We start from the raw sequence: 26,079 nt of genomic DNA, 5'->3' as shown, positions 1-26,079 counted from the left end.
TTGTTAAAATTCTGCAAAAAAAAGACAAGTATTTTAGGGTTTGTTATGCATGCATAATGAATGCTCGTTAGTTTCTTTTAGAAATGGGTTAAATTTGCATTTCTAACTATAATATGAACATGTACAATTCAAAAATAACAGGTTTAGGAAAATACGTTCCAGAGAACGTGGTGACCAATAATGATTTAAAACAGTGGATGGATACCAGTGATGAGTGGATACAAGAGCGCACTGGTATTAAGGAACGTCGTTGGATAGACCCAAAAACAAGTGATGACACCACATCTATAATGGGAGCAAAAGCTGCCAAAATAGCTATAGAACGTGCAGGTTTAACAAAAGATGATATTGATTTTATTGTTTTCGCAACATTGAGTCCAGATATGTATTTTCCTGGTGGTGGAGTGCGTGTACAAGAACTTTTAGAAATGGATACCATTGGTGCATTGGATGTGCGTAACCAATGTTCTGGTTTTATTTATGGCTTATCCGTCGCTGACCAATTTATAAAAACTGGGATGTACAAGAACGTTTTGGTAATAGGTAGTGAGAATCACTCTGGTGGTTTAGAACGCTCAACGCGTGGTAGAGGTGTAACTGTTATTTTTGGTGATGGAGCAGGTGCCGCTGTACTAAGCAGGGAAGAAGATAATACAAAAGGTATCTTATCAACCCATTTACACTCCGAAGGAAAATATGCCAAAGAGCTGGCCTTAGAAGGCCCTAGCACAGGGCGTTGGGTAGATGCCATAATGGAGGAAAACGATCCAGATGACGTGTCTTACTATCCCTATATGAATGGACAATTTGTGTTTAAGCATGCCGTAGTGCGCTTTAGTGAAGCGATTATTGAAGGTTTAACCACTAACAACCTCAAAAAAGAAGATATAGACATGCTGATTCCACACCAAGCCAATTTACGCATCTCTCAGTTTATACAGAAGAAGTTTGGTCTTAGCGACGACAAGGTTTATAATAACATTATGCGTTACGGTAATACTACAGCAGCATCCATACCCATTGCGTTGACTGAAGCTTGGGAGGAAGGCAAAATTAAAGAAGGAGATAACGTCGTTTTAGCAGCCTTTGGTAGTGGTTTTACTTGGGGAAGTGCTATCATAAATTGGTAGTTGATATATGTTCTTTTAAGGATAGTAAAAACTTTTATTATTCTAAAAAAATACTTGATATATAGGATTAAATATTTATATAACTGCTTTTAGAAATTTTAAAAAAATTGCTTATAATTGTTCAAAAATCATTTTAAATATCTATGAAAAAAAATATATTTCTTTATGTTCTTTTAACTTGGTTGTTAAATAGTTGTACTGTAATGAAAGTTTCAGAAAAACAACAAGACGGATATTTCAATTCAACCAAAAAAGCAACAATATTAGTAAGTGAATCTTTTGACTTGGATTCTAATAAGTCGTTACTTGTTGTCCCGAATAGCCCTTTTATGAAAGGAATGGCTGAAAAAATAAACTACTTTGATAGAATTATAACATTTGAAGATTTAGAAAAAGAAATAATTCAAAATGGTAAGCAAGATGAAGTAGGCGCATTAACAGGTAAGATAGGAATTAACAATGCATATAGAAAGTATAAGAAATTTCTTTACCTAAAATTTGATGATAATCCTGATAATAGTAAAAGAATTCAGTTAAAATTAGTTAATCCAGAGACCTTTGATGATATCTTTATTGCAGATACTGCCTATGATGTTGTTTGGTCTGGCGTGAATGACCAAAATACGTTTAATCCATTATTTAATTCCTTGATAGACTATATTAGAACAAATTCTAAGACTTATAAATAAAAAGTTTTTGTTAAAATATCACATATTTATTTGTTATTAATAACAGCTCAAGTGTGTAGTAATTAACAACTAAAAAAGCCCAAACAGTCTAAAATTGTCTGGGCTTTTCAGCTATTAACCAACTTAACTAACACTTAATTATAAAATTTAAAAAATCTTATAACAACTATTACTTAAAACTTATCTCAATTATATAGACGTAAAACGTTTGGTTTTATTTCAAAGATTAACATATTTAACGTGTATTTAACAAAAACCCTGATCAGCAATTTGCTGTCAGGGTTTTCTATCTAATAGTTAAACATTAACACTAACCATCAACTATTTATGTAAACTATTAAATGTAAAGCTATATTCTGTTTATAAAGACATATTAAAATGCTATATGTGACAGTTTGTATTGTTATTTTTTATATAAAACCTCCACCATCAGATTTTACGTCGCTATCTCTTTGCTTACGAGATTTTGCTCTATACTTTCCACCACCAAAACGATACGATAGACCTGCAAAAATGGTTCGGCTTTCCCAGTTAAAGTCTCCAAACTGTGGGAAAGGTCTATCTCCTTCAAACTTAAACTGCATGGTATTGAAAATATCATTAAAGTTAAGGCTGAAGGTCGCTCTGTTATCTTCTAAGAAATTATAACGCATCCCAACATTAACAAAGGCAAATACATCTTGTGTAAACTGTACACCTTTGTTTTTGCCTCGGTAAAGACCAAATAAAGAGAAGGATAAATCGTCGTTAACTTTAAAGTTGTTGAATAACCTAAAATTCCAGATAACATTATCTACTTTTACTTCTTCTCTAATGATATCATCAACCGTGGCTACGTCTGTTGGTACATCTAAACGCTCTGTGATGCTCCTTTGGGTTTGACCAAATAAATCAAAGCTACCATTAACGTTCCACCATTTAAAAAACCTGTAGCTACCATTAACTTCTATACCGTAAGCAGAGGTATTATCAAAATTATCGAAGGTTAAAATAATACGGTTTAAATCAGCTGGATCTATAAAAACCGCACGATTGATTTCATCATTTATAATACGGTAAAATACACCACCAGTAATACTACCTTTTTCTAGGTTTCTTGTGTAATTCAATTCAAAAGAATTTGTAAACTGTGGTAATAGCTCTTGGTTTCCAAAAGACGAAATCAAAGGGGTGTTCCACTCTGGCAAAGGGTTAACCTGACCAATACCTGGTCGGTCAATACGTCTGCTGTAACTAAACTGAAACGTATTTTTTTCTGATGCGTTATACGTAATAAAGGCTGAAGGATAAAACTCGGTATAGTCATTTTCAAAAGGGATGAATAGGCTGCTGTTGTCACTTAGATTGGTTTGTAAAGCTTCAGAGTCTACATTTACGGTTTCTGCACGCAATCCGAGTTGCACAGACCATTTTTCAAACGATGTGTTGTAGTTTGCATAAGCAGAGTATATGTTCCGTGAATAGTCGAAATTAATGTCTGCTGGAAAAGAGTTGCCATTTTGATCTCTCAATCTAGCATCAGAAAAATAATCGATTTTATTGTCAAAAAGACGTGTTTGTAAGCCAAGTTCTAATTTTGATGTTTCTGATAAGGGATTAACATAATCTAAATTGATTGTTGTACGAGTACGCTCAATAAGGTTATCTTCGATAAAGTCTGTTTGTAGAACGAAGTTATTATCGCTAAAGGATTCGCCTTCAAAAATGTTGTGGTCAACCTCGAGCTCAATATTATGACCTTCTTTATCAAAACCTAACTTGTAATTGAAGTTGTATTGCTGTGAATTGTTTTCGTTTTCGTTGAAATTGTTTTGAAACTCATTGCTGGTTGTATCAACAAAACGAATAGCGGTTGTACCAAAAGTATCGCCGTCAAAAATATTTTGATTGGTAAAAAGGGAAATCGTGTTTTTGTCATTGATGTAATAGTCAAAACCTACTTTATATAAATGCGATGTGCCACGATTCAAAAAATTAAATAGTTGAACCGAGCTGTCATTGGTGCGATTAATATTACCGTAATTTTCGTTTCGGTTAATATTGTTACCGTAATTTCCAAAAAAGTTAAGTTTTCCGTTTCTATAATTCATATCGATAGAACTATTGAATTTTGGTGTTTCCTGATATGCCAAGCCAAAAGTTACATTACCATTAAAACCTACATTGACATTTTTGTGTAAAATAATATTGATGATGCCACTTAAACCGTCTGGATTGTATTTTGCAGAAGGATTGGTAATTAACTCAATTTGCTTTATTGAAGTTGAAGGTATTTGACGCAATAATTGTGCTGCCGAAATATTGGTAAGCTTACCATCTACCATAACTTGCACATTTTGGTTGCCACGTAAGCTTATGTCTCCTGTTTGCTGATCCACATTAACAGAAGGCAAATTATTCATTATGTCACTTGCCGTAGGGCCAGAGGTTGTTAAATCCTTACCAATAGTAATTACTTTTCTATCTACCTTTTGTTGAATAGTTGAGGTTTCGGCGACAACCGTAACTTCATCAAGGCTTTCAGAATCTTCTTCTAGCAGAATATCTCCCATCTTAATGTCATAGTTGCCTTTTCCGATAGTCTCATTTTTTAGGATGGTTTTGTAACCTATAAAAGTGATTTCTACTTCAATATTTCCTTCAGGGATTTTTTCAATAGTAAAATTACCTTCATTGTCTGTAATACCACCAGTAAGAACTTTACTCGTAGCATCTTTTACAACGATATTTACATAGGGTAAAGGTTCGTTAAGATTGGCATCCAGTACACGACCAGATATAGAACCGTCTTTAATGTCTTTGTTGGAGTTTGGTTGGGCGCTTAAAATGGCTGATGAAACCAAAATAAGCATTAAAAAGAACTGCTTCATTTTTTGATTGAAATTTGATTGATTGATAGTTTCTTAATATCTAGACGACTATTTTTACAACATGTTACTATAATTAACAGTACTTAACATCTTTTTAACATATGAGTAAAAAAACTCTTGTTCTTGGTGCGTCTTTAAAAACAGACCGTTATTCTAATATTGCTATCAATAGATTAAGGCAACAAAATCATGAAGTTGTGGCTTTTGGTTTAAGGCAAGGGGAGGTAAATGATGTATCTATAGATACAGATTTACATAATTATGAAGATATAGATACCATAACATTATACCTTAATCCAAAACATCAAGAGGCTTATTACGATTATATTCTAGATTTAAAACCTAGACGTGTTATTTTTAATCCTGGTACTGAAAACCAAGAGCTTTACAAAATTCTTAAAGATAATAATATTGAATTTGAAGTGGCTTGTACGTTGGTTTTATTGGCTACAGACCAGTATTGAACTATTTCAAAAATGATAATTTATCATTAACTAAGGTGCCTACTTTAATACCTTGGTCAATACCTACTTCTACTGCTGCTCTGTAATGAATACTGCCATACATTCTGCTTATAGCAGCTTCTTTGGCTGCCAATCTAAAGGATTTAAATTGACGCATCGGTAAGCCATATGGTATCTCGGTAGTGTCATCAAAAGCAAAGTTGTCCCCAAAAATTTCTGTGAGAACCTCCGAAGAAGCTCCGGACACTACAGAATGACCACTTGTATATTCTGGAAAAGGAGGTGTTTGTAAAACAGGTGTCCAGTCTGTATCTATATATTTGTTTATTAAAGTTTCAGGTCTGATGAGGTTACTTCTGTATTTTTCGTCCCAACAGCTTATAAATGCGTCTGAAATAGCAATGGAGGTTTTAGTGTAGGCATAGACTGTTTTTTCAAAATCAGCATTGCTTTGTCTACAAGCAATTTTACAAATGCCTATCCAATGGGCGCCTGGTGTTATTTTTTTTGAAGCAAACATAAAATGTCCTTTGTTTACAGAAACAAAAGGATTACAATCCCAAAACCTTGCAATTTGTATCTCTTCACTTTTGTCACCTCTTTCTCTTATTTGATTTGTAATATTATATACTTCCATTAACTCATTATGAAATGCAGAGCCCTTCTCTAGAGAAAATTTAGGATGAGGTATAGGTTTAAATTGTGCGGCTGAGTCTAATACAAATGGTCTAAGTTTGTTCCAGTGTGGTTCTATGCCCTTCATGTATGCTGGTGGAGTGGGCTCCCATTGAGATATATCGTCAATATATATGTTATAATCAGGCATGGTACGGGTTTCTGCATAATTGTCATTACTCATCCAACTAATTATTTGTTCAGAAATTGCTAATCCATAGTCTTTGGCGCTGTGAAATTCTTTATTGTTTATGGTTTCCCAATTAGTGTATAAACTATCTCTGTAGGCTGTTATTTTTTCTTTTGAAAACACCAACTCCTTAGCTACATTAATGTATGCAATTATTGCTGCTAACCTCAAATTTGGTGTTTCATCATTTCTTTTGGATTCTATATTATTTAACTCGTTTAATTGATTAACTAACGACTTATAAGTAGTGCTATTTTGGTTTAATGTTTCGTAAGCAGCTATATTTGGGTAAGTGTAGATTCTGCTCGCAACAGGTGGGGAAAAAATATCATGCACCATAACTTCTGTCAATTTATCAACAGCCGAGTGATAATCTTCAGTAGAAACAATAATAGACTCTTCTTTTTGGCACGAAAAAAAGCAACAAAATAGAATTATTAATATGTGAAAGGGCTTTAATTTCATTATTTATTTCTGATATGAATATACTTTTAAATCATCATTATTAGAAACTATTAAGACTAGATTTTTATCTTTCATTTCTACTGTTTCTATTTGTTTAATTTGACCATTAAAAGGCGTCATGCCATATTCTGAAACACTATTATAATTAATTTTATCTTTAACCAAAAGGCCTTTTAAAGAAGTGTAAGAGCCATGATAAGTATTAACTTTATATGAGTTTCCGCCAATTAATAGTTGTGTACTGCCATCAATTTCAATCTTTGAAAATGTATTAATTGGTGCTAGTTGAAAATCATCGGGGAAAGCAACAAACTCATTAAAATTGCCATTGTCATTTCTTAGGTATCCAGAAGCTAGAATGTCAGCCTTGTACTGTGTTGAATTTTCTAAAAATGCATCACCTACCATTTCGTTAATAGTTGTGCCTGCAAAACTTTTATGGTTAGTATATACCTTATTTACAACATTCATTTGTGAAGCGAGTTCATCCTTAGAGTTGAGGGGATAATACTTTCCACTTTGATTGTATGATAAAAGCGTTTCATAGATTCTGTTTTTATCAAAATCATTATGATACATCATTAATGGGCCATCAAAGTTAAGGCTTAATTTAGTATTAGTTCCCCAATTGCCTAACAATATATCATCATCGCCATCACTATCAATGTCGTAAGTTGTAATTGTCTGCCATAGACCATTAATGTTTTCAGGAAGATCTATTAGTTTAAGATTGCCATTACCGTCGTTTATATAAATTAAGGGTTGGTTCCAATCTGTAGCTATAAGTAAGTCTTTTACATTGTCGTTGTTGATATCTTGCCATATACTCTTATTGATCTTTGAGCTTAGTTTAAAATTTTTGTCTTTAGTAAATTTACCTTTGCCATCATTAATAAGAATATAAGATTCAATAGTTTTGCCAAAATCTTGTACATCAGCTAAATTGCCAACAAATAAATCAATATCTCCATCTTTGTCATAATCATAAGCAGATACAGTAGAGGTTGTCAAAGTATTTTCAGGAATACTGTTTTCTGATTTTATAAAAACACCATTAGTATTTATATAAAGTCTATCATTTTGATATTGTGGGTTTCTATATTCATTAACACCAGATGCTACATATAGGTCTAAATCACCATCATTATCCGCATCAAGAAAGGTGGCATCATTATCCTCAAAAATTGAATCTTCTTCAAAAGCGGTTTGTTTTGATTTTCTAAAACCAATTCCATTATTTAGATACAATATTGCTGGTTTACCTGAGGCATTACCAATAAAAATATCATCATAACCATTACCATCAACATCACCTTTGGCAATAGCTGGTCCTTGTATGGAGATTTTATAAGGAATTAGTTTTTCCTCGGCAAAATCATTGTATCGATCTTCTTGATGTGTAAATTCTAAAATTGGTTCTTCTTTAAAGTATTTAGATTTTGATACGTCTTTTTGATAATTATAAAACTGGTTGGTGGGTGAGTAAACAATTTTTAGGACTTTGTTAATGTCAGAATTTTTGAGGGTTTGAAACTCATTGTTTGGCCAAATAATCTTAATAGAGTCTACTGCATTAGCATCACCTAAACCAAAATGCAATTTATTATCTAATGATGATAAAAATCCTCTAGATTTAAAAAGTTGTTTTAATTGAAGTTTATCATCAGTATATACAAAAACTTTAGTGCCTATACCTTCTTTATTAGAACCTTTATACTCAAAATCAAAACCGATATAATTTTTTGAATTGTTGGTCGTATTTTCATAGACTGTAGCATTATCTCCAAAATTATTTGTTACGAGATCTAAATCTCCATCCAGATCTAGGTCCACATAAATAGAGCCGTTGGATAAGTTGGGTTGATCCTCAATCCAACTACCTGTTTTATTTTCAAAAGTTTTAGAATTTCCTTTAAAAATTTGATTAGAAACTTTACCATCTCCCATTTCATTAATAGAATTATACAGCCAAGCTTGCCCTTCAGCTTCAGATCGACCTTTAAAAGCACTTGATATATATTTTTTAAAATCTAATCCGTTAGGGCGTCTTAAAATTCCATTAGAAATAAATAAATCTTGATGACCATCGTTGTCATAGTCTGCAAATAAAGGTGACCAGCTCCAATCTGTGTCAGCAACATTATTCATAAATGCTGTTTCTGTGAAATAACTACCTGAGTGATTTATCTGAAGCATGTTTCGAGAGTACTGGTCCTTGTAACCTAATTTATTAAGACGTGTTTGTAGATTAAACATTGAATCATCACCTTCAGTTTCCTTTATTGTGTTTTCATCAAAAGGTAACATGTCTAAAGTTATGATGTCTTGAAAACCATCGCCATTTATATCGGCAGCATCACTTCCCATTGAAAAACGACTTATTGTGGTAAAAGAATTTCCTAACTGTTCTGTAAATGTTCCATTTTGGTTATTTATATAATAATAGTCGTCTTCGTGAAAGTCATTACATACATAAATATCATCCCAACCATCATTATCAAAGTCTGCAATTGATGCACTTAGTCCATAACCATTTTGACCACCATAAATATTAGCTTTTTCACTAACGTCAATGAATTTTCCATTATCATTTCTGAAAAGAATATCCCCAACAAGAGGCTCTCTTTTATTTCTCATATCAGCTCTTCCGTGAGAAAGTGCGGTGTGTACTGCATGATTGACAAGGTATAGATCGAGATCATCATCTTTATCATAATCGAAGAAATAGGCTTGTGTAGAGTAGCCCTTAAAGTCTAAGCCAAATTCTTTAGATTTCTCAGTAAATGTGCCATTTCCATTATTTATATAAAGTTCGTTATGTCCTTCAAAATCTAATAATTCTGAGACGGCGCATACATAGATGTCTAGATAACCATCATTATTAATATCTACCATTGACACACCAGTCTGCCAACTGGCTTTGCCTTCAATATTGGCTTTTCCTGATATATCTTCAAACTTAAGGTTTCCTTTATTCAGGTAGAGTTTGTTTTTACCAGTATTAGCTACAAAAAATAGGTCGGGTAGGCCATCATTATTAATATCTCCTGTAGCGATACCAGCACCATTGTAATAATAAATATAGCTTATTATATTGTGCTGAGAATCTTCACTCACTAGATTAACAAAATCTATACCTGTCTCATCAGAAGGTAATTTTGAGAAAAGGTAAGAATTGTCATTGGAGTTATTATTCTTTTCTTTGTTATCATTACATGCATAAATTAATAACAAAGCTAAAATAGCAGTGTAAATATTTTTCATTTAAGCAGATGGTTAGTCAACTTAACAAAAATAGGAATTATTTAACAAATAATTAACAATCGATTAGCTTTGAGTAAATAAGTTTAGGCATCAATGTGTTAAGGTTGGTTTTTTTGTTTTAAGAAATAACAATCCTAAGAACATTAAAAGTCCATTAATGATTAAAATCTCAAAACCGATTTCAAAACCATTAAAAAGTTCTTTAGAATATAAGTTTAAAAAGTAAGAAAGTACCGGGGCTACAATAGCAACTATCCAAACAAATTTGTCTATTATTTGATACTTGGTAAAGAGCCCAAAAGCAAAGAGTCCTAAAAGAGGTCCATAAGTATAACCAGCAGCTTTAAAAAGTTTCCAAATAACAGATATATCTTTAAAAATTAAATCGAAAAGGATGATCACAATTACCAATACTATACTAAAACCTATGTGAGTTCTTTTGCGTATTCCCTTTTTTGATGCTTCGGGTTTATTTTCAATATCTAAAATATCAAAACAAAAAGACGTAGTTAAAGATGTTAATGCAGAGTCAGCACTAGAATATGCCGCTGCAATTAAACCTAGTAAAAAGAAAGCAGAAGTAATAACACCTATTTCTGGTAGCATGGCAATAGTTGGGAATAAATCGTCTTTTGTTGCGGTAATCCCGTTTTGAGCGGCATAATCTGTAAGCATCAATCCAAGAACGAGAAATAATATGTTTACAAATATGAGTACCACACTAAAAGAGATCATATTCTTTTGGGCGTCTTTCAAGCTTTTACAAGTTAGATTTTTTTGCATCATATCTTGGTCTAAACCGGTCATTGTAATAGTAATGAATATACCTGACAAAAAGCTCTTCCAAAAATATTGAGGGTTATTACTATTATCAAAAAAGAAAACCTTACTTAGATTACTTTCTTTAGTGTAATCAACAAGTTCTCTAATACTATTTAAATCTAAAGCGGAAGCCAAAAACACTATAGCCACAACCACAGAAATTAGCATAAATAAAGTCTGCAAAGTATCAGTAAAAATTATGGTTTTAATACCCCCTCTAAATGTATAGAGCCAGATTAAGCCAATAGTGAAAATTACAGTAATAGGAAATGGAATATCGAAAAGCTCAAAAACTAAAAGTTGAAGGACTTTTGCTACTAAAAACAGCCTAAATGCAGCACCAACAGTTCTAGAAATAAGAAAGGCAACAGAGCCTGTTTTGTAACTCGTCTTTCCAAAACGATCACTTAAATAGGTGTAGATAGAGGTTAAATTCAACTTATAATATAAGGGGAGTAAAACATAAGCAATGATCAAATACCCAAAAAAATAACCAAAAACGACTTGAAGATATCCAAATTGATTTGTCTCCACAGCACCAGGAACTGAGATAAAAGTAACACCAGATAGAGAGGCGCCAATCATTCCAAAAGCCACAAGATACCAAGGGGCAGATTTATTAGCTTTAAAAAATGCAGCATTAGAATCTTCTTTTCCGGTGAAGTATGAAATCAAAACCAAAATTGCAAAATAACTGGCTATTAAAATTAAAATCGAAGTTGGGCTCATAAAAGAGGTTCTTTGCTGAAAAATTTATGAAAAATAGTACATTTGAAAAAAATAGCTATTTAAATTCTAATTTTTATGAAAAAGATACTTTTACTAGTTGCGTTAGGACTATTTGTTTTTGACGTTTCTGGTCAAGACTACCGTAAGCTTATTGAAGATGGAAACCATACTGTACAATACATTTCTGAAGTTGCAGATCAGCATTTTGATTCTGTTGGAAGGGGAAGAGGAACTGGTTTTAAAATTTTTAAGAGGTGGCAGTACTTTGCTGAGCGAGCCATGGATGAAATAGGTATGTTAAAATCGCCTGAATTCTATTACCAAGAATTAGAAAACTACAACGCAAGTTTTAATAGTGAAGGTGTTGCTGCTAGAACAACAGTAGGTACTTGGGAAGAAATGGGTCCGACCTATTGGGATGCTACTTCTGGATGGAATCCAGGTGTAGGTAGAATCACTTCTTTAGCTATTGATGATACAAATTTAGACCATATAATTGCTGGTAGCGAAACAGGTGGAGTATGGAAAAGTACAGATGGTGGATTAACTTGGACAGTGCTTTCAGATAACCTCTCGAACATTGATGTATATGCTCTGGCTATAGACCCTACTGATAGCGATACTTATTATTGGGGTTCAACTGGCGGAACGATTTTCAAGTCCACAGATGGTGGTTTAACTTGGTCTCCAGTCACTAGTTTATCCTCTGGAATAGTAAATAAAATACTAGTAGATCCAACAAATTCCCTGAAGTTATATGCTAGTGTTCAAGGTAATGGATTGTATAAGTCAACAGATGGAGGAGTTACGTGGAACTCTATTTATTTTGTTGCAACAGGTACTGGTTATGATTTTGAGTTTAAACCAAATGATCCTAGTGTAGTTTATGCTTCAGGAAATGCCTTTTATGTTTCTACTAATGGAGGTGCAAGCTTTTCTCAGGTATCAGGTTCTGGTGCTGATCAATTTTTCAATGGCCCAAAAATGATTGGAGTTTCTGCCAATAATCCTGATGTTGTTTATGTTTTAGAAGCCAGTGGAGGGTTATTTGGAGCTTTATATACTTCCAATAATAGCGGCAGTAGTTTTACAAAGCTTACACATACTCAGAACTTTTTTGGATATGACTCTAATGGGAGTGATGCTTTAGGACAAGCACCAAGAGACATGGATATTACAGTGAATCCAAATAATGCTAATGATGTCCATATAGCTGGTATAAATACATGGCGCTCTACAGACGGTGGTGTTAGTTTTAATATTACATCGCAATGGGTGCCTAGTGTTGCTAATGGTTCTGGGATTGGTTATTGTCACGCAGATGTAGACATTATGCATTTTGCTGGCACAGGAACAGATACAAAATTATACGTAGGTACTGATGGAGGTATATTTAGAGCTGACAATCCAACAAATGTTAGTGCTAGCTATTATACCGATTTAACTCCTGGTTTGGGTATAAGACAATTCTATAAGATTGGTATAAGTCAAACCGATCCAGTTATTGTTACTGGTGGTTCGCAAGATAATGGTACTTCGACCTTAAGAGAAGATGGTCTTTGGACTGATTGGCTAGGAGCTGATGGAATGGAAGGGTTTGTTGATAAAAATGACGCATCTATAATGTATGGAACAACTCAGTTCGGGTTACTGTACAGAACACAATATAATTTTTTTGGTAGCAACCTATCTGGTCTTACACAACCAGATGGCAAAGGTGGTCAAAGTAATTGGAATTGGGTTGTGCCTTTCGAGCAAGACCCAATAGTTCAAAATACAATCTACGTAGCTTTTGATGAAATATATAAGTCGGATGATAGTGGTGCAAATTGGGTTTCAATTTCCCCTAATTTTGTCGCAGATATAGATCATTTTAAGATAGCACCAAGTAATAATCAAGTAATGTACTGTGCAATTAATGGTGTTTTAAGGTATACCACAAATGGTGGAGTTAATTGGACAATTTCGCCTTTAAGTTTAGGTGGTTCAGCCATTATTAATGAAATAGCAGTGCATCCATCAGATCCTAATAAAGTGGCTATTGCAACTACAGATAACCAGAAAGTATATGTAAGCTCAAATGGTGGTTTAACATGGACGTCAAAGCTAATGAATTTACCAGGTTTTGTTGCTCAGGCTTTGGCTTGGCAAGATAACGGTGATGACGGCTTATATGTTGGGATGAATTATGGTGTTTTCTATACGGATAACACATTAACAGAATGGATAACATTTAATAATGGTTTGCCAAACGTTAGAATCAATGAACTAGAGATTAATACCGTTGATAATAAAATCTATGCCGCAACATATGGTAGAGGACTTTGGAGGTCTAATATTTATGATGCATCTCTAAGTGTAAATGACTTTGAGTTTAACAGTTTGACATTGTATCCAAATCCAGCAACAAATGAGGTGAATTTAAAATGGAATAAACCTGAAGACGTAAGCATCAGAATTTTCGATACACAAGGTAAGATTGTGTTCTATGGTAATAAAGTAAATTTATTTAACGGATTTAAAGTTGATATGTCTTCATTTAACAGTGGAATTTACTTTGTGAAGTTGAATAGTAGTAGTGGTGAAATTACTAAAAAACTGATTCTTAACTAACAATTAGATAACTTATAATTGCCCAATTGTTATACATTCAATTGGGCTTTATTTAGCTCTAAAATCTGTACCTTAGCACCCATGGAATTTTCTTCTAAACTTTTAGAAAGTGCTGTAAATGAAATGTCGCAATTACCAGGTATTGGTAAACGCACTGCATTACGTTTGGTTTTACATTTATTAAGGCAGCCAGAGCATCAAACCTTTCAATTAGCAGAAGCACTTTCAAAGGTGAGGGCAGAGATCAATTTCTGCAAATCTTGTCATAATATCAGTGACAAAGAACTTTGTGAGATTTGTGAAAATACTAATCGTAATAAAGAACTAATCTGTGTAGTCGAAGATATTAGAGATGTTATGGCTATCGAAAATACAAGTTCGTTCAAAGGGCTATATCATGTTTTAGGTGGAAAAATATCGCCCATGGATGGTATTGGGCCTCAAGATTTAAACATCACCTCGTTAGTTGAAAAGGTGAGATCTGGTAATGTGAAAGAGCTTATTTTTGCAATGAGCCCAACTATGGAAGGCGATACAACCAATTTTTATATTTTCAGACAAATTCAGGACTTTAATATCAAAACTTCTACTATAGCAAGAGGTGTGGCTGCTGGTAATGAATTGGAATATACGGATGAAATTACTTTGGGCAGAAGCATTATAGATCGTATTCCGTTTGAAGCTTCCTTAAAATCATAGTCTCATTTTGAAGCTTTCCGTGGTCATACTCAACTATAACGTGCGCTACTTTTTAGAGCTCTGCCTAAGAAGTGTAGAACAGGCTATAAAAACTATTGAAGCGGAGATTATTGTGGTTGATAATAATTCATCTGATGATAGTTGTATTATGGTTAAGGAATTATTTCCTGAGGTAAAGCTCATTGAGAATAAGGAAAACTACGGTTTTTCTAAAGGTAACAATATTGGCGTCGCTATGGCAAAAGGTGAGTATTTGTGTATTTTAAATCCGGATACGGTTGTAGCTGAAGATACGTTTTCAAAAATTTTAAACTTTGCAGAATTGCAGACAAATTTGGGGATAATTGGTTGCCAGCTCATTGATGGTCGTGGAGTATTCCTACCCGAAAGTAAGCGTCATATTCCAACACCTAGTGTAGCTTTCCAAAAATTGATTGGCAACTCAAAAAATTATTACCAGAATGATTTAACTCCTGATCAAGTTGGCAAAACTGAAATCCTAGTAGGGGCATTTATGATTATGAAACGTAACGTTTATAAAGAGGTAAATGGTTTTGATGAAGATTATTTTATGTATGGGGAAGATGTAGACCTTTCTTATAAAGTCTTAAAGGCAGGCTACAGCAATTATTATTATGGTGAAACCTCAGTTATACACTTTAAAGGCGAAAGTACTCTAAAAGACAAAATTTATGCAAAGCGCTTTTATGGTGCCATGGAAGTTTTCTATCAAAAGCATTTTAAAAAGAATGTTTTAGTCTCTATTTTGGTGAAAATTATATTGGGTTTGGCATCGTTGAGAAGTCCTATTAAAAATACTCAAGCGATAAAAACGAATAAAGTCTTGGTGATTTCAGAGACAACAGATGGAAAATTAATACACAAAGTAAAAAAGCCTATTGATTTTACCTCAAATATAAAATCTATACCTTATCAAACTGAGATTGTTCTCGACACGGAATTTTTAAGTTATAAGACCATTATTAACGTTTTAAAAACTTATAATACTTCAAACCAGAACACTTACAGGATGTGGGTAAAAAATAGTAATTTTATGCTTGGAAGCGATACTAGTTCTGGTAGAGGGGAAATAGTACGGTTCTAATTTTTGTTGAATAAAAATCAGTAAAGCAGACTGTTTTTTATTAATTTTGCATTCGATTTTAAAATAAAGACCTTCAAATTATAGATATGGCAAAGTTTGAACTTAAGTTACCTAAAATGGGAGAAAGTGTTGCAGAAGCAACAATAACTTCTTGGTTAAAAGATGTTGGCGACAGTATTGAAGCCGATGAAGCCGTTTTAGAAATAGCAACAGATAAGGTAGATAGTGAGGTACCAAGTGAAGTGGATGGTGTGTTAGTAGAAAAACTGTTCGATGTTGATGATGTGGTACAAGTTGGTCAAACAATAGCTATTATAGAGACTGAAGGTGGTGGCACTGTTGAAATAAAAGCACCAGCTAGTGAACCTATTAAAGAAGAAGTGCCAAAAGCAGTAGCAGAAGTAGCGCAAAGCGTTGTTGCCGCAAAAGCAACAACAGAACCTGTAATTTCTTCGGGTGATCGTTTCTATTCACCTTTGGTTAAAAATATTGCAAAAGAAGAAGGGATTTCGCAGTCAGAACTAGATGCTATACATGGAACTGGTAAAGACGGTCGAGTTACCAAGAATGATATTAAGTCCTACTTACAATCACGTAGTTCAGCACCAGTTGAAGCTCCTAAAAGTGCATCTAAAGAGAATGTCACACAGAGCGCAGTCGAAGTGCAAAAAGAAAAGGCGGCTAAATCTTCTGAAAAACCAGCTTCAGCTCCAGTTGTTGCTTCTGGTGAAGATGAAATTATAGAAATGACCAGAATGGGTAAACTCATTTCTAAGCATATGGTAGAATCTGTACAAACTTCGGCACATGTACAATCATTTATTGAAGCCGATGTCACAAAGATTTGGAACTGGAGAAACAAGCATAAAGACAGTTTTAAAAAACGTGAAGGAGAAAACCTGACTTTTACTCCAATATTTATGGAGGCAGTTGCTAAAGCCTTACGCGATTATCCTATGATGAATATCTCTGTACAAGGAGATAGCATTATTAAAAAGAAACATATCAATTTAGGTATGGCAGCAGCTTTACCAGATGGTAACTTAATAGTACCTGTTATTAAAGATGCTGATCAATTGAATCTGTTGGGTATGGCAAAAAAGGTTAATGATTTGGCCAACAGAGCAAGAGATAATAAGCTAAGTCCGGACGATATACAAGGAGGCACTTACACAGTAACAAATGTTGGTACATTTGGTAGTATTATGGGTACTCCAATTATCAATCAACCACAAGTAGGTATTTTGGCGTTAGGTGCTATTAGAAAGGTGCCAGCAGTTATTGAAACACCTCAAGGTGACTTTATAGGTATCCGTTATAAAATGTTTATGTCCCACTCATATGACCATCGTGTGGTTAATGGTGCTTTAGGAGGTCAGTTCGTTAAGGCTGTTAAGGACTATCTTGAAGCTTGGGATTCAAACAGAGAAATATAATCATTTATAAGTACTATATTTTAAAGTAAAAAGCACGGTTCAGTTACTGTGCTTTTGTTTTCTTATTTTTCAACAAAACCTTCCCAACGAGTCATATATTCGATGAAAGTCTCACTTAAACCTTGTGACTTTAGGTAAGCTCTAGAAACAGGCTTTTCAATAGGTTCAAAATTGGGATCAGCAATCACTTTTTCAGGAAAGTTGTAATGTAAAATTCCTGAACGGCCAATCGTTACAAAGTCAACGCCAGCATTAAGTATAGTTTGCACATCATTGCCAGTTCTAATATTGCCAGCAACTGTTAGTTTTACGTTTTTAAAATTGAGTTGCAAAACGTGTTCTAAAAGACTTAAGCCACTGCTTGGTTGTTCTTCTGGTGTTTTAAAACAATCCCAGAGGGATAAGTCTAAGAAGTCAATGTTACCTGAGTCAATCAATTGTTGGCTGATGGTTTTAATTTCTGAAAGTTTCATTCCAAATCGTTCAGGAGAAAGTCGGATACCGACTAAAAAGCTTGGACCACATTTAGCTCTAATTCCATGTAATATTTCAAAAATAATACGAGCCCTGTTTTCTAAAGAACCACCGTACTTGTCTTGTCTTTTATTAATTTTGGAACTTAAGAACTGGGTAAGGATGTAACCGTGAGCACCATGAACTTCAACACCATCATAACCGCACTTTTGTGCTCTCACGGCTGCAGAAATAAAATCATCTCTTAGCTTATAAACTTCCTCTAGGGTCAAAGCTCTGGCATTATGTTTTTCGCTGTTCGAAGGGCATACCGCTTTTTGTTTAATCACCTCAATTGGAGAACGCATACCAGCGTGATGCAGCTGAATAACCGCCAAGCTATCATAAGCTTTAATTTGAGTGGTAAGCCTTTTGTGACCATGCATTAAATCATCAGAAAATATTCCCAACTGACCCTTAAATCCTTTACCGACTTCTTGTACATGTGAGGCACAGGTCATCACCAATCCAAAACCACCTTTGGCGCGCATGGTGAGCCACTCAAATTCGTCATCAGATAATTGGCCATTATCATGACTTTGTTGATTGGTCAAAGGTGCTAGCATAAATCGGTTTTTCATTTTAGAACCGTTTTTAAATAGTATTGGGGAATTAGGATGTATGACCATGTACAATAATTTTGTTAAGTTGAATGTGCCATGCGAATTTCGGTTAATTATTCTAATTCTCAAATCATCAAAATCTTTAAAGCCATTCTATTAAAACTCCATACCTTTGCACAAAAGTTATAGCACATGCAACTCAACCTTAACAAGCCTATTTGTTTTTTCGATTTAGAAACCACTGGTGTTAACATTTCTACCGACAGAATAGTTGAAATTTCAATATTAAAAGTACATCCTAACGGGAAGGAAGAAACCTATACCAAGTTGGTCAACCCAACCATTCCTATTCCGCCAGAAGTAACAAAGGTTCATGGAATTTCAGATGCTGATGTTGCTGATGCTCCAACTTTTAAGGAAATTTCTAAAGAAGTCTATAATTTAATCAAGGATTCGGATTTAGGAGGGTTTAATTCTAACCGATTTGATATTCCGCTTTTGGCAGAAGAACTATTGCGAGCCGAGGTAGATTTTGATATGAAAAACCGCTTAGCCATTGATGTGCAAACCATTTTTCATAAAATGGAACAGCGTACGCTGAGCGCTGCCTATAAGTTTTATTGCGATAAGAGTTTGGACGATGCCCATAGTGCCGAAGCTGATACCAAAGCAACATATGAAGTCTTAAAGGCCCAATTGGCCAGATATGAAGAACTAGAGAATGACACCAAGTTTTTGGCAGAATTCAGCTCGCGAAAAAAGTTCGCAGATTTTGCGGGATTTTTAATTTACAACAAAGAAGGAGAAGAGTGTTTCTCTTTTGGTAAGCATAAAGGCAAACGGGTTGTTGATGTTATGGATCAAGAGCCTGGTTATTTTGGTTGGTTGTTAAATGCAGATTTTCCATTGTATACTAAAAAAGTGTTAACTGCCATTAAGTTGCGTCAGTTTAATAATAAATTGAGCTAAATTCCTGAGAAAGCAGTAATCTTTTTCCTAGTTCATATGAAAGTATTCTTTTTATTATTTCCATTTCTAGTATTCTCACAACAACAAGTTGCAAAAGGCATGGTCTTAGATAAAGTAACTAACGAGCCAATTCCTTATATCAATATTTCTATTCTAGAGTCTACTATTGGTACCTCTAGTGACGATGATGGAAGCTATTCGCTCAATATTAATGAAGAAGACGTAGATAAGAATGTGCATTTATCATCACTTGGTTATAAAGATACGACGCTAACAGTGACAACATTTACAAACTTAAAAACCATTTTTTTAAAGCCATTAGCTGAACAGCTTGATGAAGTTGTGATTTCAGAAAAGTTTGAAGAAAAGTTCATTGAAATCAATAAGATAAAAACCAAGAAATTAAGAGGTGGTTTTGCTCCTGGAAATAAGCCTTGGATACTTGCTTTGTATTTTCCGTATGACAAGAATTATTCTAAAACCGAATACTTAAATCAATTAAAAGTTTATGTAAATAGAGGTAGATTGATTAAAAGGTATAAGTCAAAATTCCGAATCAGAATTTATAAAGTTGATAATAATGGAATGCCAGGTGAGGATTTATTAATGGATGAAATTATTGCTGAAACCTTTAAAAATCAAAAGGAAGTAATAGTTGATTTATCTCAACATAATTTAACTTTTCCATCAGATGGTCTTTATGTTGCTCTTGAAGGTCTAGCAATACCTTTTAATGCTTTTGATGATGTATCAACTTATGTCAATACAGAAGGTGAAAAAATTAGTAGAGAGGTTGTTAGATATTCTCCATCTTTTTCGGCGACAGTAGATAAAAAAGATAAGGTAAAAGTTGTTAAGTTTGATAATGGCAAATGGTATGATTTTAAAATTCCATTAATTAAAAAAGACGAAACATTTGTTCCTGCAATATCCTTAACTTTGTCAAACTAAAATTGAGCCATAAACCAAAAGCTAATACCTAACAGCTATTTAATGAAACTCATCTGCATCGGTCGTAATTACACAGACCACATAAAAGAGCTTGAAAACGAAAAACCTACCGATCCTGTGGTGTTTTTAAAGCCTGACACATCAATATTATTGAAAAAGCAACCGTTTTTTATTCCAGATTTTTCTGATGAAGTCCATCATGAGGTTGAAGTTTTGGTAAAAATTAATAAAGTAGGGAAGTACATCGATAAAAAATTTGCTCATAAATATTATGATGAAATAGGACTTGGTATAGACTTTACAGCAAGAGATCTTCAAGCCCAATTAAAAGCAAAAGGCTTACCATGGGAAAAAGCAAAAGCCTTTGATGGTGCTGCTGTAATAGGGAAGTGGCTGCCAAAATCAAACTTTAAAAATATTGATAATATTAACTTTAGTTTAAATAAAAATGGTGAAGTGGTACAATTAGGTAACACAAAACTGATGCTTTGGAAGATTGACGAACTTATAGAATATGTATCAAAATATTTTACTTTAAAAATTGGGGATATTATCTTTACCGGAACACCATCTGGTGTTGGTAAGGTTTTTGCAAACGATGAATTAAAAGGATATATTGAGGACCAAGAACTGTTTTCAATTAAAATAAAATAAATGGCAGAATATTATAAATTAGATCGCGTACGCGATATGGCTGATAACGACGAAGACTTTGTTATGGCTTTGGCAGCAGCTTTTATAGAAGAAGTTCCAGAAGATGCTGAGCGTTTAAGAAAGGCTGTGCCAGAACAAGATTTTTATGAAACTTATCAAGCTGCACACAAAATGAAACCAACGATAGAGTTGTTCGATTTAGGTGTTTATGATGAATTAATAGAGGTGCAGGATTGGGGAAAATTTGAACAGGTAGACAAAAACATTGACGCTCAGCTACAAACAGTACTCACTGCAGTAGAGAATGCAACTAACGAAATTAAAGCAGATTTCGGATTATAAATGCAAGCAGAAATTATAACAATTGGAGATGAAATCCTCATCGGCCAAATTGTAGACACAAATTCAGCATTTTTAGGTAAGGAATTCAATAAGATAGGCATTTCAGTTTATCAGATTACTTCTGTTCAAGACGATAAGGCCCATATACTAAAGGCTTTAAAAGAAGCTGAAGAAAATGCAGATATTATTATTATTACTGGTGGCTTAGGGCCTACAAAAGATGATATTACCAAGCATACCATTTGCGAATACTTTAACGATACTTTAGTTGAAAATAAAGATGTATTAAAGCATGTAGAGTTTTTGTTTTCCAAATACATCAATACACCAATTTCAGATTTAAATCGAAAACAGGCTTTAGTGCCATCAAAGGCAAAAGTGCTTAAGAATGAATTTGGAACTGCTCCAGGAATGTGGCTGGAAAAAAACGGAAAAGTTTTTGTCTCGCTTCCTGGTGTACCATACGAAATGAAGGCTTTAATAAAAAATGAGGTGCTTCCGGCTTTACGTTCGAAATTCAAATTTCCATACATAAAGCATAAGACTCTACTCACATATGGTTTGGGTGAAAGTGCTATTGCTGACAGAATAGAAACTTGGGAAGATAATCTACCAGATTTTATTAAACTGGCTTATTTGCCCAATTTAGGTAAAGTACGTTTGCGTTTGTCTGGTAAGGCTATGGATAAGGAAATTGTTGAAACAGAATTAGAAAAGCAAATACAATTGCTATTGCCTCAAATAGAGGATATATTTGTTGGATTCGAAGATGATTTATCCTTGGAGGCTATTATTGGCAAGCAATTAACACATTTAGGAAAAACAATTTCTATTGCCGAGAGTTGTACAGGTGGACAAATAGCTAAAGCCATTACGGCAAATGCAGGTGCTTCAAAATATTTTAAAGGTAGTATTGTAAGCTATGCCACAGAGTCTAAGGTAAACATACTACACGTTTCTGGGGAAGATATTGCTAACAAGTCGGTTGTTAGTAGAGAAGTTGCTGAGACTATGGCAGCTAATGTACGAAAGTTATTTAATTCAGATTATGGAATAAGCACTACTGGAAATGCAGGTCCTACAAAAGGAGATTCTGATGCTGAGGTTGGTACAGTATGGATTGCTATTGCTTCTGAGGAAGGTGTTAAAGCTGAAGTTTATAATTTTGGAAACCATCGCGATAAGGTAATAATGAAGGCAACAAATAAGTCTTTTGAGATGTTGCAAAAAGAAATTATGAAAAAGTAGATCATATTGTTTGTTGAAACATAAAGTTTTACTAAATTTGCACCCTGTTTAAAAATAACGTACCTAAAGAAAGAATACAATGTCAAGAGTTTGTGAACTTACTGGGAAGAAGGCGATGGTCGGAAACAACGTTTCCCACGCTATGAACAAAACAAAACGCAAGTTTGATGCAAACTTGATAAAGAAGCGTTTTTACATCCCTGAAGAAGATAAGTGGGTAACATTAAAAGTTTCTACATCTGCATTAAAGACTATCAATAAAATTGGTATTTCAGCAGCATTAAAAGAAGCTAGAGCAAAAGGATTTTACAAATAAAAGCATACGCTAAAGTCAATTTACAATGGCAAAAAAAGGAAATAGAATACAAGTTATCTTAGAGTGCACTGAGCACAAAGCTTCTGGTCAACCAGGAACTTCAAGATATATTACAACAAAAAACAAAAAGAATACGCCAGATCGTATGGAGATTAAGAAATTTAATCCTATCCTTAAGCGTATGACAGTTCATAAAGAAATTAAATAAGAGGAATCATGGCAAAGAAATCAGTAGCATCTTTACAGACAGGATCAAAGCGTTTGACAAAAGCTATAAAAATGGTAAAATCACCAAAAACTGGGGCATACACTTTTGTTGAATCAGTAATGGCACCAGAATTTGTCGATGACTTTTTAAATAAAAAATAAACTGCATATAACTGTAGATATATAAAACTGCTTTCATTTGAAAGCAGTTTTTTTATGGCTATATTTGAGTCCATCTGACAACTTAGCAGTACTTATGAAAGGGCAAGGTTGTTGCAATGAGAAAAGCAAATAGTAATTAAATGAGTTTTTTTAAAAAAATATTTTCTTCTGAAAAGAAGGAAACCCTTGATAAAGGACTTGAGAAGTCCAAATCTTCCTTTTTTAATAAGCTAAACAAAGCTGTTGCAGGAAAGTCTAAAGTAGATGATGATGTTTTAGATAACCTTGAAGAAGTTTTAGTGACCAGTGATGTTGGTGTTAATACAACACTAAAAGTCATTGAGCGTATTGAAGAACGTATTTCTAGAGATAAGTATTTAGGAACTTCAGAGCTCAATAAAATCCTAAGGGAAGAGATAGCAGGCTTATTATCAGAAACTAATTCTGGTGAAGAAACTGATTATACAATACCTAATTTACCTGTACAAGATAATGGCAAAAAAACACCTTACGTATTAATGGTTGTAGGTGTTAATGGTGTTGGTAAAACAACAACTATAGGTAAGTTAGCTTATCAGTTTAAAAAGAAAGACTTAAAAGTTGTGCTTGGAGCAGCCGATACGTTTAGAGCTGCTGCAATAGATCAATTACAAGTTTGGGCAGATAGAGTAGATGTGCCAATGATAAGGCAAGAAATGGGAAGCGATCCTGCTTCTGTTGCTTTTGATGCTTTACAATCGGGAGTTAATCAAGATGCTGATGTTATTATTATTGATACAGCTGGTCGTTTACATAACAAAGTGAACCTTATGAATGAGCTTTCTAAAGTAAAGCGTGTGATGCAAAAAGTTATTGGTAACGCACCTCACGATGTTCTTTTGGTTTTAGATGGCTCTACAGGACAAAATGCTTTTGAACAAGCTAAGCAGTTTACAGCAGCAACCGAAGTGACCTCATTAGCGGTGACCAAATTAGACGGAACAGCAAAAGGTGGAGTGGTTATCGGTATTAGCGATCAGTTTAAAATTCCTGTAAAGTATATCGGTGTTGGTGAAGGTATCGAGGATCTTCAGGTGTTTAATAAGTACGAGTTTGTGGATTCATTCTTCAAATAATTAACCTTAGTTTTATCATGCTGAACTCGTAATTGGATTTCAGTATCGTATTTATCTAAATATTCAGACCTAATTGGTGCCAAAACCAATGAGTTTTTTTCTTGGTTTTCGTATTTTTATAAAAAATACTAACCATGCGCTATATTCTATTATTATCGACTTTCCTTTTTATTTTTTCTTGTAAAGACAACAATGCTCGTGAAGCTCGAGAGCCAATTTCAGAATCAGAAACTGTTGAGACTACTGGAGAAGAACAATCCGATTTAGATGCCATTTCTACTAAGGATTTTACAGAATTTAAGGTATTGGATTCTAAGAATCTCACCAAAGCAGAGATATGGAAAGAGATTGACCCTCAACTAGAAGATTTTTCAGAAGTTAATTATAACAAGCTAAAGCCTTTAATTTTAGAACAAGATATTCCAACACTTCAGAAGCATATAGCAGAAGGCAAATTTAATTATGAAGCGTTAACCAAATTTTATCTGTATCGCATCAGAAAATTCGATAGAGAAAATCCGTTATCGCTAAATTCAGTTATTTCTATAAATCCAAATGTGATAAATGAAGCTAAGAGATTAGATAAAGAGGATGATTATCACTTGGATTTCATTCATCCAATTTATGGTATGCCAATTCTACTTAAAGACAACATCAATGCTTCTGGTATGGCAACCACTGCTGGTGCAGTGGCGTTAAAAGATAATATTACCGATGACGCTTTCATTGTTAAACAACTAAAGTCTAAAGGTGCTCTAATTCTTGGGAAAGCTAATTTGAGCGAATGGGCTTATTTCTTTTGTGGTGAGTGCCCAAGTGGTTATTCTGCAATTGGTGGGCAAACCTTAAATCCTTATGGAAGACGTATCATTGATACAGGTGGCTCTAGCTCTGGAAGTGGAGTAGCAGCTTCCGCAAATTTTGCGGCAGCCACTATAGGTAGTGAAACTGCAGGTTCTATTTTGTCGCCAGCTAGTCAGAATTCGGTAGTAGGTTTAAAGCCTACGGTTGGCTTAGTAAGCCGAAGTGGTATTGTGCCTATTTCTTCAACTTTGGATACAGCAGGTCCTATTACCAGAACAGTTATGGACAACGCTATAGTTTTGGATGCTATTTTTGGTGAAGACAAAACAGATACTAAATCGTTTATGATGATGTGGCAATCTGGTTTTTATACAAAAGATTTAAAAAGTGCCAGCTTAAATGGAAAACGCTTTGGTGCTCCAAAACGTTTAATGGCAGACACTTTGTATATAAAGGCTTTGGAAGTTTTAAAACGGCAAGGTGCAGAAATAGTTGAAATAGATGAAGAACAATTAAGGTTACCAAACTTCATAAATCTTCTTAATCTTGATATGAAAAAGGATTTACCTGCCTATATGGATGCATATGCCAACGATAATATTACACTTCGAACGGTAGCTGATGTCATGGAATTTAACTTAAAGGATTCTGTAAAAACCATGCCTTACGGACAAAATTTATTTAAGGGTATAGTTGATGATCAAGGAAACGCTAATTATTTAGAACGTATTAAAGACACTTTAAGCAGAAATGGGAAGCAGTATTTTGACGTCCCAATGCAAAAACACAATTTAGATGGATTTTTGTCTATTAATAATTATCATGCAGCTTTTGCAGCTGTAGCAGAATATCCTGCAATTACAGTGCCAATGGGTTATACTAGCGAAGGTGTTCCGAAAGGTCTAACGTTTATTGGTAAACGTCTTCAAGAAAGACAGCTGTTAGAATGGGCTTATACTTATGAGCAAGCCTCTAAGGCACGAGTAGCACCAAAAGACTATAATTAATAACGTCAGTTCGAGTGGTTTTCAATTTCTAAAAATTGAAAATTGTATCGAGAACTAATTAAAACATTTCTCGATAC

At 34.0% G+C, this 26,079-nt stretch carries 22 protein-coding genes; 17 read left to right on the top strand and 5 right to left on the bottom strand.

The genetic code is table 11. The features are described from left to right. The first annotated feature begins 119 nt into the window (after positions 1–119). Both ACPX19_RS00925 and ACPX19_RS00920 read left to right on the top strand, forming a co-directional pair. Positions 120–1,130, top strand: a complete 1,011-nt coding sequence (locus ACPX19_RS00925) for a 3-oxoacyl-ACP synthase III family protein (protein WP_426430940.1) — start codon at positions 120–122, stop codon at positions 1,128–1,130. Positions 1,131–1,333: 203 nt separating this feature from the next. Next, positions 1,334–1,819, top strand: a complete 486-nt coding sequence (locus ACPX19_RS00920; protein WP_426430939.1) for a hypothetical protein — start codon at positions 1,334–1,336, stop codon at positions 1,817–1,819. Between the two features lie 410 nt (positions 1,820–2,229). Here the strand turns inward: ACPX19_RS00920 and ACPX19_RS00915 are convergent, their stop codons facing one another. Continuing rightward, on the bottom strand, positions 2,230–4,689 hold the full coding sequence (locus tag ACPX19_RS00915) for a TonB-dependent receptor domain-containing protein (RefSeq protein ID WP_426430938.1): 2,460 nt from the start codon (positions 4,687–4,689) through the stop codon (positions 2,230–2,232). Between the two features lie 101 nt (positions 4,690–4,790). Between ACPX19_RS00915 and ACPX19_RS00910 the strand changes: the two genes are divergently transcribed. Beyond that, complete coding sequence (locus ACPX19_RS00910; protein ID WP_426430937.1) at positions 4,791–5,153, top strand: CoA-binding protein; 363 nt, start codon at positions 4,791–4,793, stop codon at positions 5,151–5,153. A 1-nt stretch (position 5,154) separates the two neighbouring features. On the opposite strand, the gene ACPX19_RS00905 is transcribed toward ACPX19_RS00910, so the two are convergent. The 3 genes from ACPX19_RS00905 to ACPX19_RS00895 form a co-directional block, all read right to left on the bottom strand. Next, positions 5,155–6,483, bottom strand: coding sequence for a vanadium-dependent haloperoxidase (locus ACPX19_RS00905; RefSeq protein WP_426430936.1), 1,329 nt, complete (start codon positions 6,481–6,483; stop codon positions 5,155–5,157). A 3-nt stretch (positions 6,484–6,486) separates the two neighbouring features. Next, entirely contained in the window at positions 6,487–9,747 is a 3,261-nt protein-coding gene (locus tag ACPX19_RS00900) for a VCBS repeat-containing protein (protein ID WP_426430935.1), read from the bottom strand. Between the two features lie 90 nt (positions 9,748–9,837). Further along, positions 9,838–11,298: a sodium:solute symporter gene (locus tag ACPX19_RS00895; RefSeq protein ID WP_426430934.1), complete on the bottom strand. Its 1,461-nt coding sequence runs from the start codon at positions 11,296–11,298 to the stop codon at positions 9,838–9,840. Positions 11,299–11,373: 75 nt separating this feature from the next. Between ACPX19_RS00895 and ACPX19_RS00890 the strand changes: the two genes are divergently transcribed. The 4 genes from ACPX19_RS00890 (at position 11,374) to ACPX19_RS00875 (ending at position 17,151) form a co-directional block, all read left to right on the top strand. Beyond that, positions 11,374–13,911, top strand: a complete 2,538-nt coding sequence (locus ACPX19_RS00890; protein WP_426430933.1) for a T9SS type A sorting domain-containing protein — start codon at positions 11,374–11,376, stop codon at positions 13,909–13,911. 81 nt (positions 13,912–13,992) lie between these two features. Continuing rightward, the gene (recR, locus tag ACPX19_RS00885) at positions 13,993–14,610 is read left to right on the top strand and encodes a recombination mediator RecR (RefSeq protein ID WP_426430932.1); all 618 of its coding nucleotides are present in this window, start codon (positions 13,993–13,995) and stop codon (positions 14,608–14,610) included. A 7-nt stretch (positions 14,611–14,617) separates the two neighbouring features. Further along, the gene (locus ACPX19_RS00880) at positions 14,618–15,715 is read left to right on the top strand and encodes a glycosyltransferase family 2 protein (protein ID WP_426430931.1); all 1,098 of its coding nucleotides are present in this window, start codon (positions 14,618–14,620) and stop codon (positions 15,713–15,715) included. A gap of 86 nt (positions 15,716–15,801) precedes the next feature. Continuing rightward, positions 15,802–17,151: a dihydrolipoamide acetyltransferase family protein gene (locus tag ACPX19_RS00875; RefSeq protein ID WP_426430930.1), complete on the top strand. Its 1,350-nt coding sequence runs from the start codon at positions 15,802–15,804 to the stop codon at positions 17,149–17,151. A 62-nt stretch (positions 17,152–17,213) separates the two neighbouring features. Here the strand turns inward: ACPX19_RS00875 and ACPX19_RS00870 are convergent, their stop codons facing one another. Then, positions 17,214–18,356 carry an NADH:flavin oxidoreductase gene (locus tag ACPX19_RS00870; protein ID WP_426430929.1) on the bottom strand — a complete coding sequence of 381 codons (1,143 nt, stop codon included), beginning with the start codon at positions 18,354–18,356 and terminating at the stop codon, positions 17,214–17,216. Positions 18,357–18,419: 63 nt separating this feature from the next. Between ACPX19_RS00870 and ACPX19_RS00865 the strand changes: the two genes are divergently transcribed. The 10 genes from ACPX19_RS00865 to ACPX19_RS00820 all read left to right on the top strand — a co-directional run bounded on the left by ACPX19_RS00865 (position 18,420) and on the right by ACPX19_RS00820 (position 26,002). Next, positions 18,420–19,196, top strand: a complete 777-nt coding sequence (locus ACPX19_RS00865; RefSeq protein ID WP_426430928.1) for an exonuclease domain-containing protein — start codon at positions 18,420–18,422, stop codon at positions 19,194–19,196. 36 nt (positions 19,197–19,232) lie between these two features. Further along, positions 19,233–20,147, top strand: coding sequence for a carboxypeptidase-like regulatory domain-containing protein (locus ACPX19_RS00860; RefSeq protein WP_426430927.1), 915 nt, complete (start codon positions 19,233–19,235; stop codon positions 20,145–20,147). A gap of 42 nt (positions 20,148–20,189) precedes the next feature. Next, positions 20,190–20,801 (top strand): fumarylacetoacetate hydrolase family protein, encoded by a 612-nt coding sequence (locus tag ACPX19_RS00855; RefSeq protein WP_426430926.1) that lies wholly within the window; start codon positions 20,190–20,192, stop codon positions 20,799–20,801. Beyond that, the gene (locus ACPX19_RS00850; RefSeq protein ID WP_426430925.1) at positions 20,802–21,143 is read left to right on the top strand and encodes an Hpt domain-containing protein; all 342 of its coding nucleotides are present in this window, start codon (positions 20,802–20,804) and stop codon (positions 21,141–21,143) included. It begins immediately after the preceding gene. After that, the gene (locus ACPX19_RS00845; RefSeq protein WP_426430924.1) at positions 21,144–22,391 is read left to right on the top strand and encodes a competence/damage-inducible protein A; all 1,248 of its coding nucleotides are present in this window, start codon (positions 21,144–21,146) and stop codon (positions 22,389–22,391) included. It abuts the gene before it with no gap. 79 nt (positions 22,392–22,470) lie between these two features. Continuing rightward, on the top strand, positions 22,471–22,707 hold the full coding sequence (gene rpmB, locus ACPX19_RS00840) for a 50S ribosomal protein L28 (RefSeq protein ID WP_094968822.1): 237 nt from the start codon (positions 22,471–22,473) through the stop codon (positions 22,705–22,707). Positions 22,708–22,732: 25 nt separating this feature from the next. Next, complete coding sequence (rpmG, locus tag ACPX19_RS00835; protein WP_008271040.1) at positions 22,733–22,915, top strand: 50S ribosomal protein L33; 183 nt, start codon at positions 22,733–22,735, stop codon at positions 22,913–22,915. 8 nt (positions 22,916–22,923) lie between these two features. Then, complete coding sequence (locus ACPX19_RS00830; protein ID WP_426430923.1) at positions 22,924–23,076, top strand: DUF4295 domain-containing protein; 153 nt, start codon at positions 22,924–22,926, stop codon at positions 23,074–23,076. Positions 23,077–23,216: 140 nt separating this feature from the next. Next, a complete protein-coding gene (ftsY, locus tag ACPX19_RS00825; RefSeq protein WP_426430922.1) occupies positions 23,217–24,191 on the top strand; it encodes a signal recognition particle-docking protein FtsY in 975 nt (324 codons plus the stop codon). A gap of 134 nt (positions 24,192–24,325) precedes the next feature. Next, positions 24,326–26,002 (top strand): amidase family protein, encoded by a 1,677-nt coding sequence (locus tag ACPX19_RS00820; protein WP_426430921.1) that lies wholly within the window; start codon positions 24,326–24,328, stop codon positions 26,000–26,002. Positions 26,003–26,079: the final 77 nt, after the last annotated feature.

Source organism: Winogradskyella sp. HB-48 (assembly GCF_049942685.1).
GTDB lineage: Bacteria > Bacteroidota > Bacteroidia > Flavobacteriales > Flavobacteriaceae > Winogradskyella.
The sequence above is the reverse complement of the archived record's forward strand: the minus strand, read 5'-3'. Positions and strand labels throughout refer to the sequence as shown.

What these genes read in the sequence shown, in the direction of transcription:
- ACPX19_RS00925 (WP_426430940.1), top strand. Translation starts at nt 120, where the DNA reads ATGTACAATTCAAAAATAACAGGTTTAGGAAAATACGTTCCAGAGAAC.
- ACPX19_RS00920 (WP_426430939.1), top strand. Translation starts at nt 1,334, where the DNA reads ATGAAAGTTTCAGAAAAACAACAAGACGGATATTTCAATTCAACCAAA.
- ACPX19_RS00915 (WP_426430938.1), bottom strand. Translation starts at nt 4,689, where the DNA reads ATGAAGCAGTTCTTTTTAATGCTTATTTTGGTTTCATCAGCCATTTTA.
- ACPX19_RS00910 (WP_426430937.1), top strand. Translation starts at nt 4,791, where the DNA reads ATGAGTAAAAAAACTCTTGTTCTTGGTGCGTCTTTAAAAACAGACCGT.
- ACPX19_RS00905 (WP_426430936.1), bottom strand. Translation starts at nt 6,483, where the DNA reads ATGAAATTAAAGCCCTTTCACATATTAATAATTCTATTTTGTTGCTTT.
- ACPX19_RS00900 (WP_426430935.1), bottom strand. Translation starts at nt 9,747, where the DNA reads ATGAAAAATATTTACACTGCTATTTTAGCTTTGTTATTAATTTATGCA.
- ACPX19_RS00895 (WP_426430934.1), bottom strand. Translation starts at nt 11,298, where the DNA reads ATGAGCCCAACTTCGATTTTAATTTTAATAGCCAGTTATTTTGCAATT.
- ACPX19_RS00890 (WP_426430933.1), top strand. Translation starts at nt 11,374, where the DNA reads ATGAAAAAGATACTTTTACTAGTTGCGTTAGGACTATTTGTTTTTGAC.
- recR (WP_426430932.1), top strand. Translation starts at nt 13,993, where the DNA reads ATGGAATTTTCTTCTAAACTTTTAGAAAGTGCTGTAAATGAAATGTCG.
- ACPX19_RS00875 (WP_426430930.1), top strand. Translation starts at nt 15,802, where the DNA reads ATGGCAAAGTTTGAACTTAAGTTACCTAAAATGGGAGAAAGTGTTGCA.
- ACPX19_RS00865 (WP_426430928.1), top strand. Translation starts at nt 18,420, where the DNA reads ATGCAACTCAACCTTAACAAGCCTATTTGTTTTTTCGATTTAGAAACC.
- ACPX19_RS00860 (WP_426430927.1), top strand. Translation starts at nt 19,233, where the DNA reads ATGAAAGTATTCTTTTTATTATTTCCATTTCTAGTATTCTCACAACAA.
- ACPX19_RS00855 (WP_426430926.1), top strand. Translation starts at nt 20,190, where the DNA reads ATGAAACTCATCTGCATCGGTCGTAATTACACAGACCACATAAAAGAG.
- ACPX19_RS00850 (WP_426430925.1), top strand. Translation starts at nt 20,802, where the DNA reads ATGGCAGAATATTATAAATTAGATCGCGTACGCGATATGGCTGATAAC.
- ACPX19_RS00845 (WP_426430924.1), top strand. Translation starts at nt 21,144, where the DNA reads ATGCAAGCAGAAATTATAACAATTGGAGATGAAATCCTCATCGGCCAA.
- rpmB (WP_094968822.1), top strand. Translation starts at nt 22,471, where the DNA reads ATGTCAAGAGTTTGTGAACTTACTGGGAAGAAGGCGATGGTCGGAAAC.
- rpmG (WP_008271040.1), top strand. Translation starts at nt 22,733, where the DNA reads ATGGCAAAAAAAGGAAATAGAATACAAGTTATCTTAGAGTGCACTGAG.
- ACPX19_RS00830 (WP_426430923.1), top strand. Translation starts at nt 22,924, where the DNA reads ATGGCAAAGAAATCAGTAGCATCTTTACAGACAGGATCAAAGCGTTTG.
- ftsY (WP_426430922.1), top strand. Translation starts at nt 23,217, where the DNA reads ATGAGTTTTTTTAAAAAAATATTTTCTTCTGAAAAGAAGGAAACCCTT.
- ACPX19_RS00820 (WP_426430921.1), top strand. Translation starts at nt 24,326, where the DNA reads ATGCGCTATATTCTATTATTATCGACTTTCCTTTTTATTTTTTCTTGT.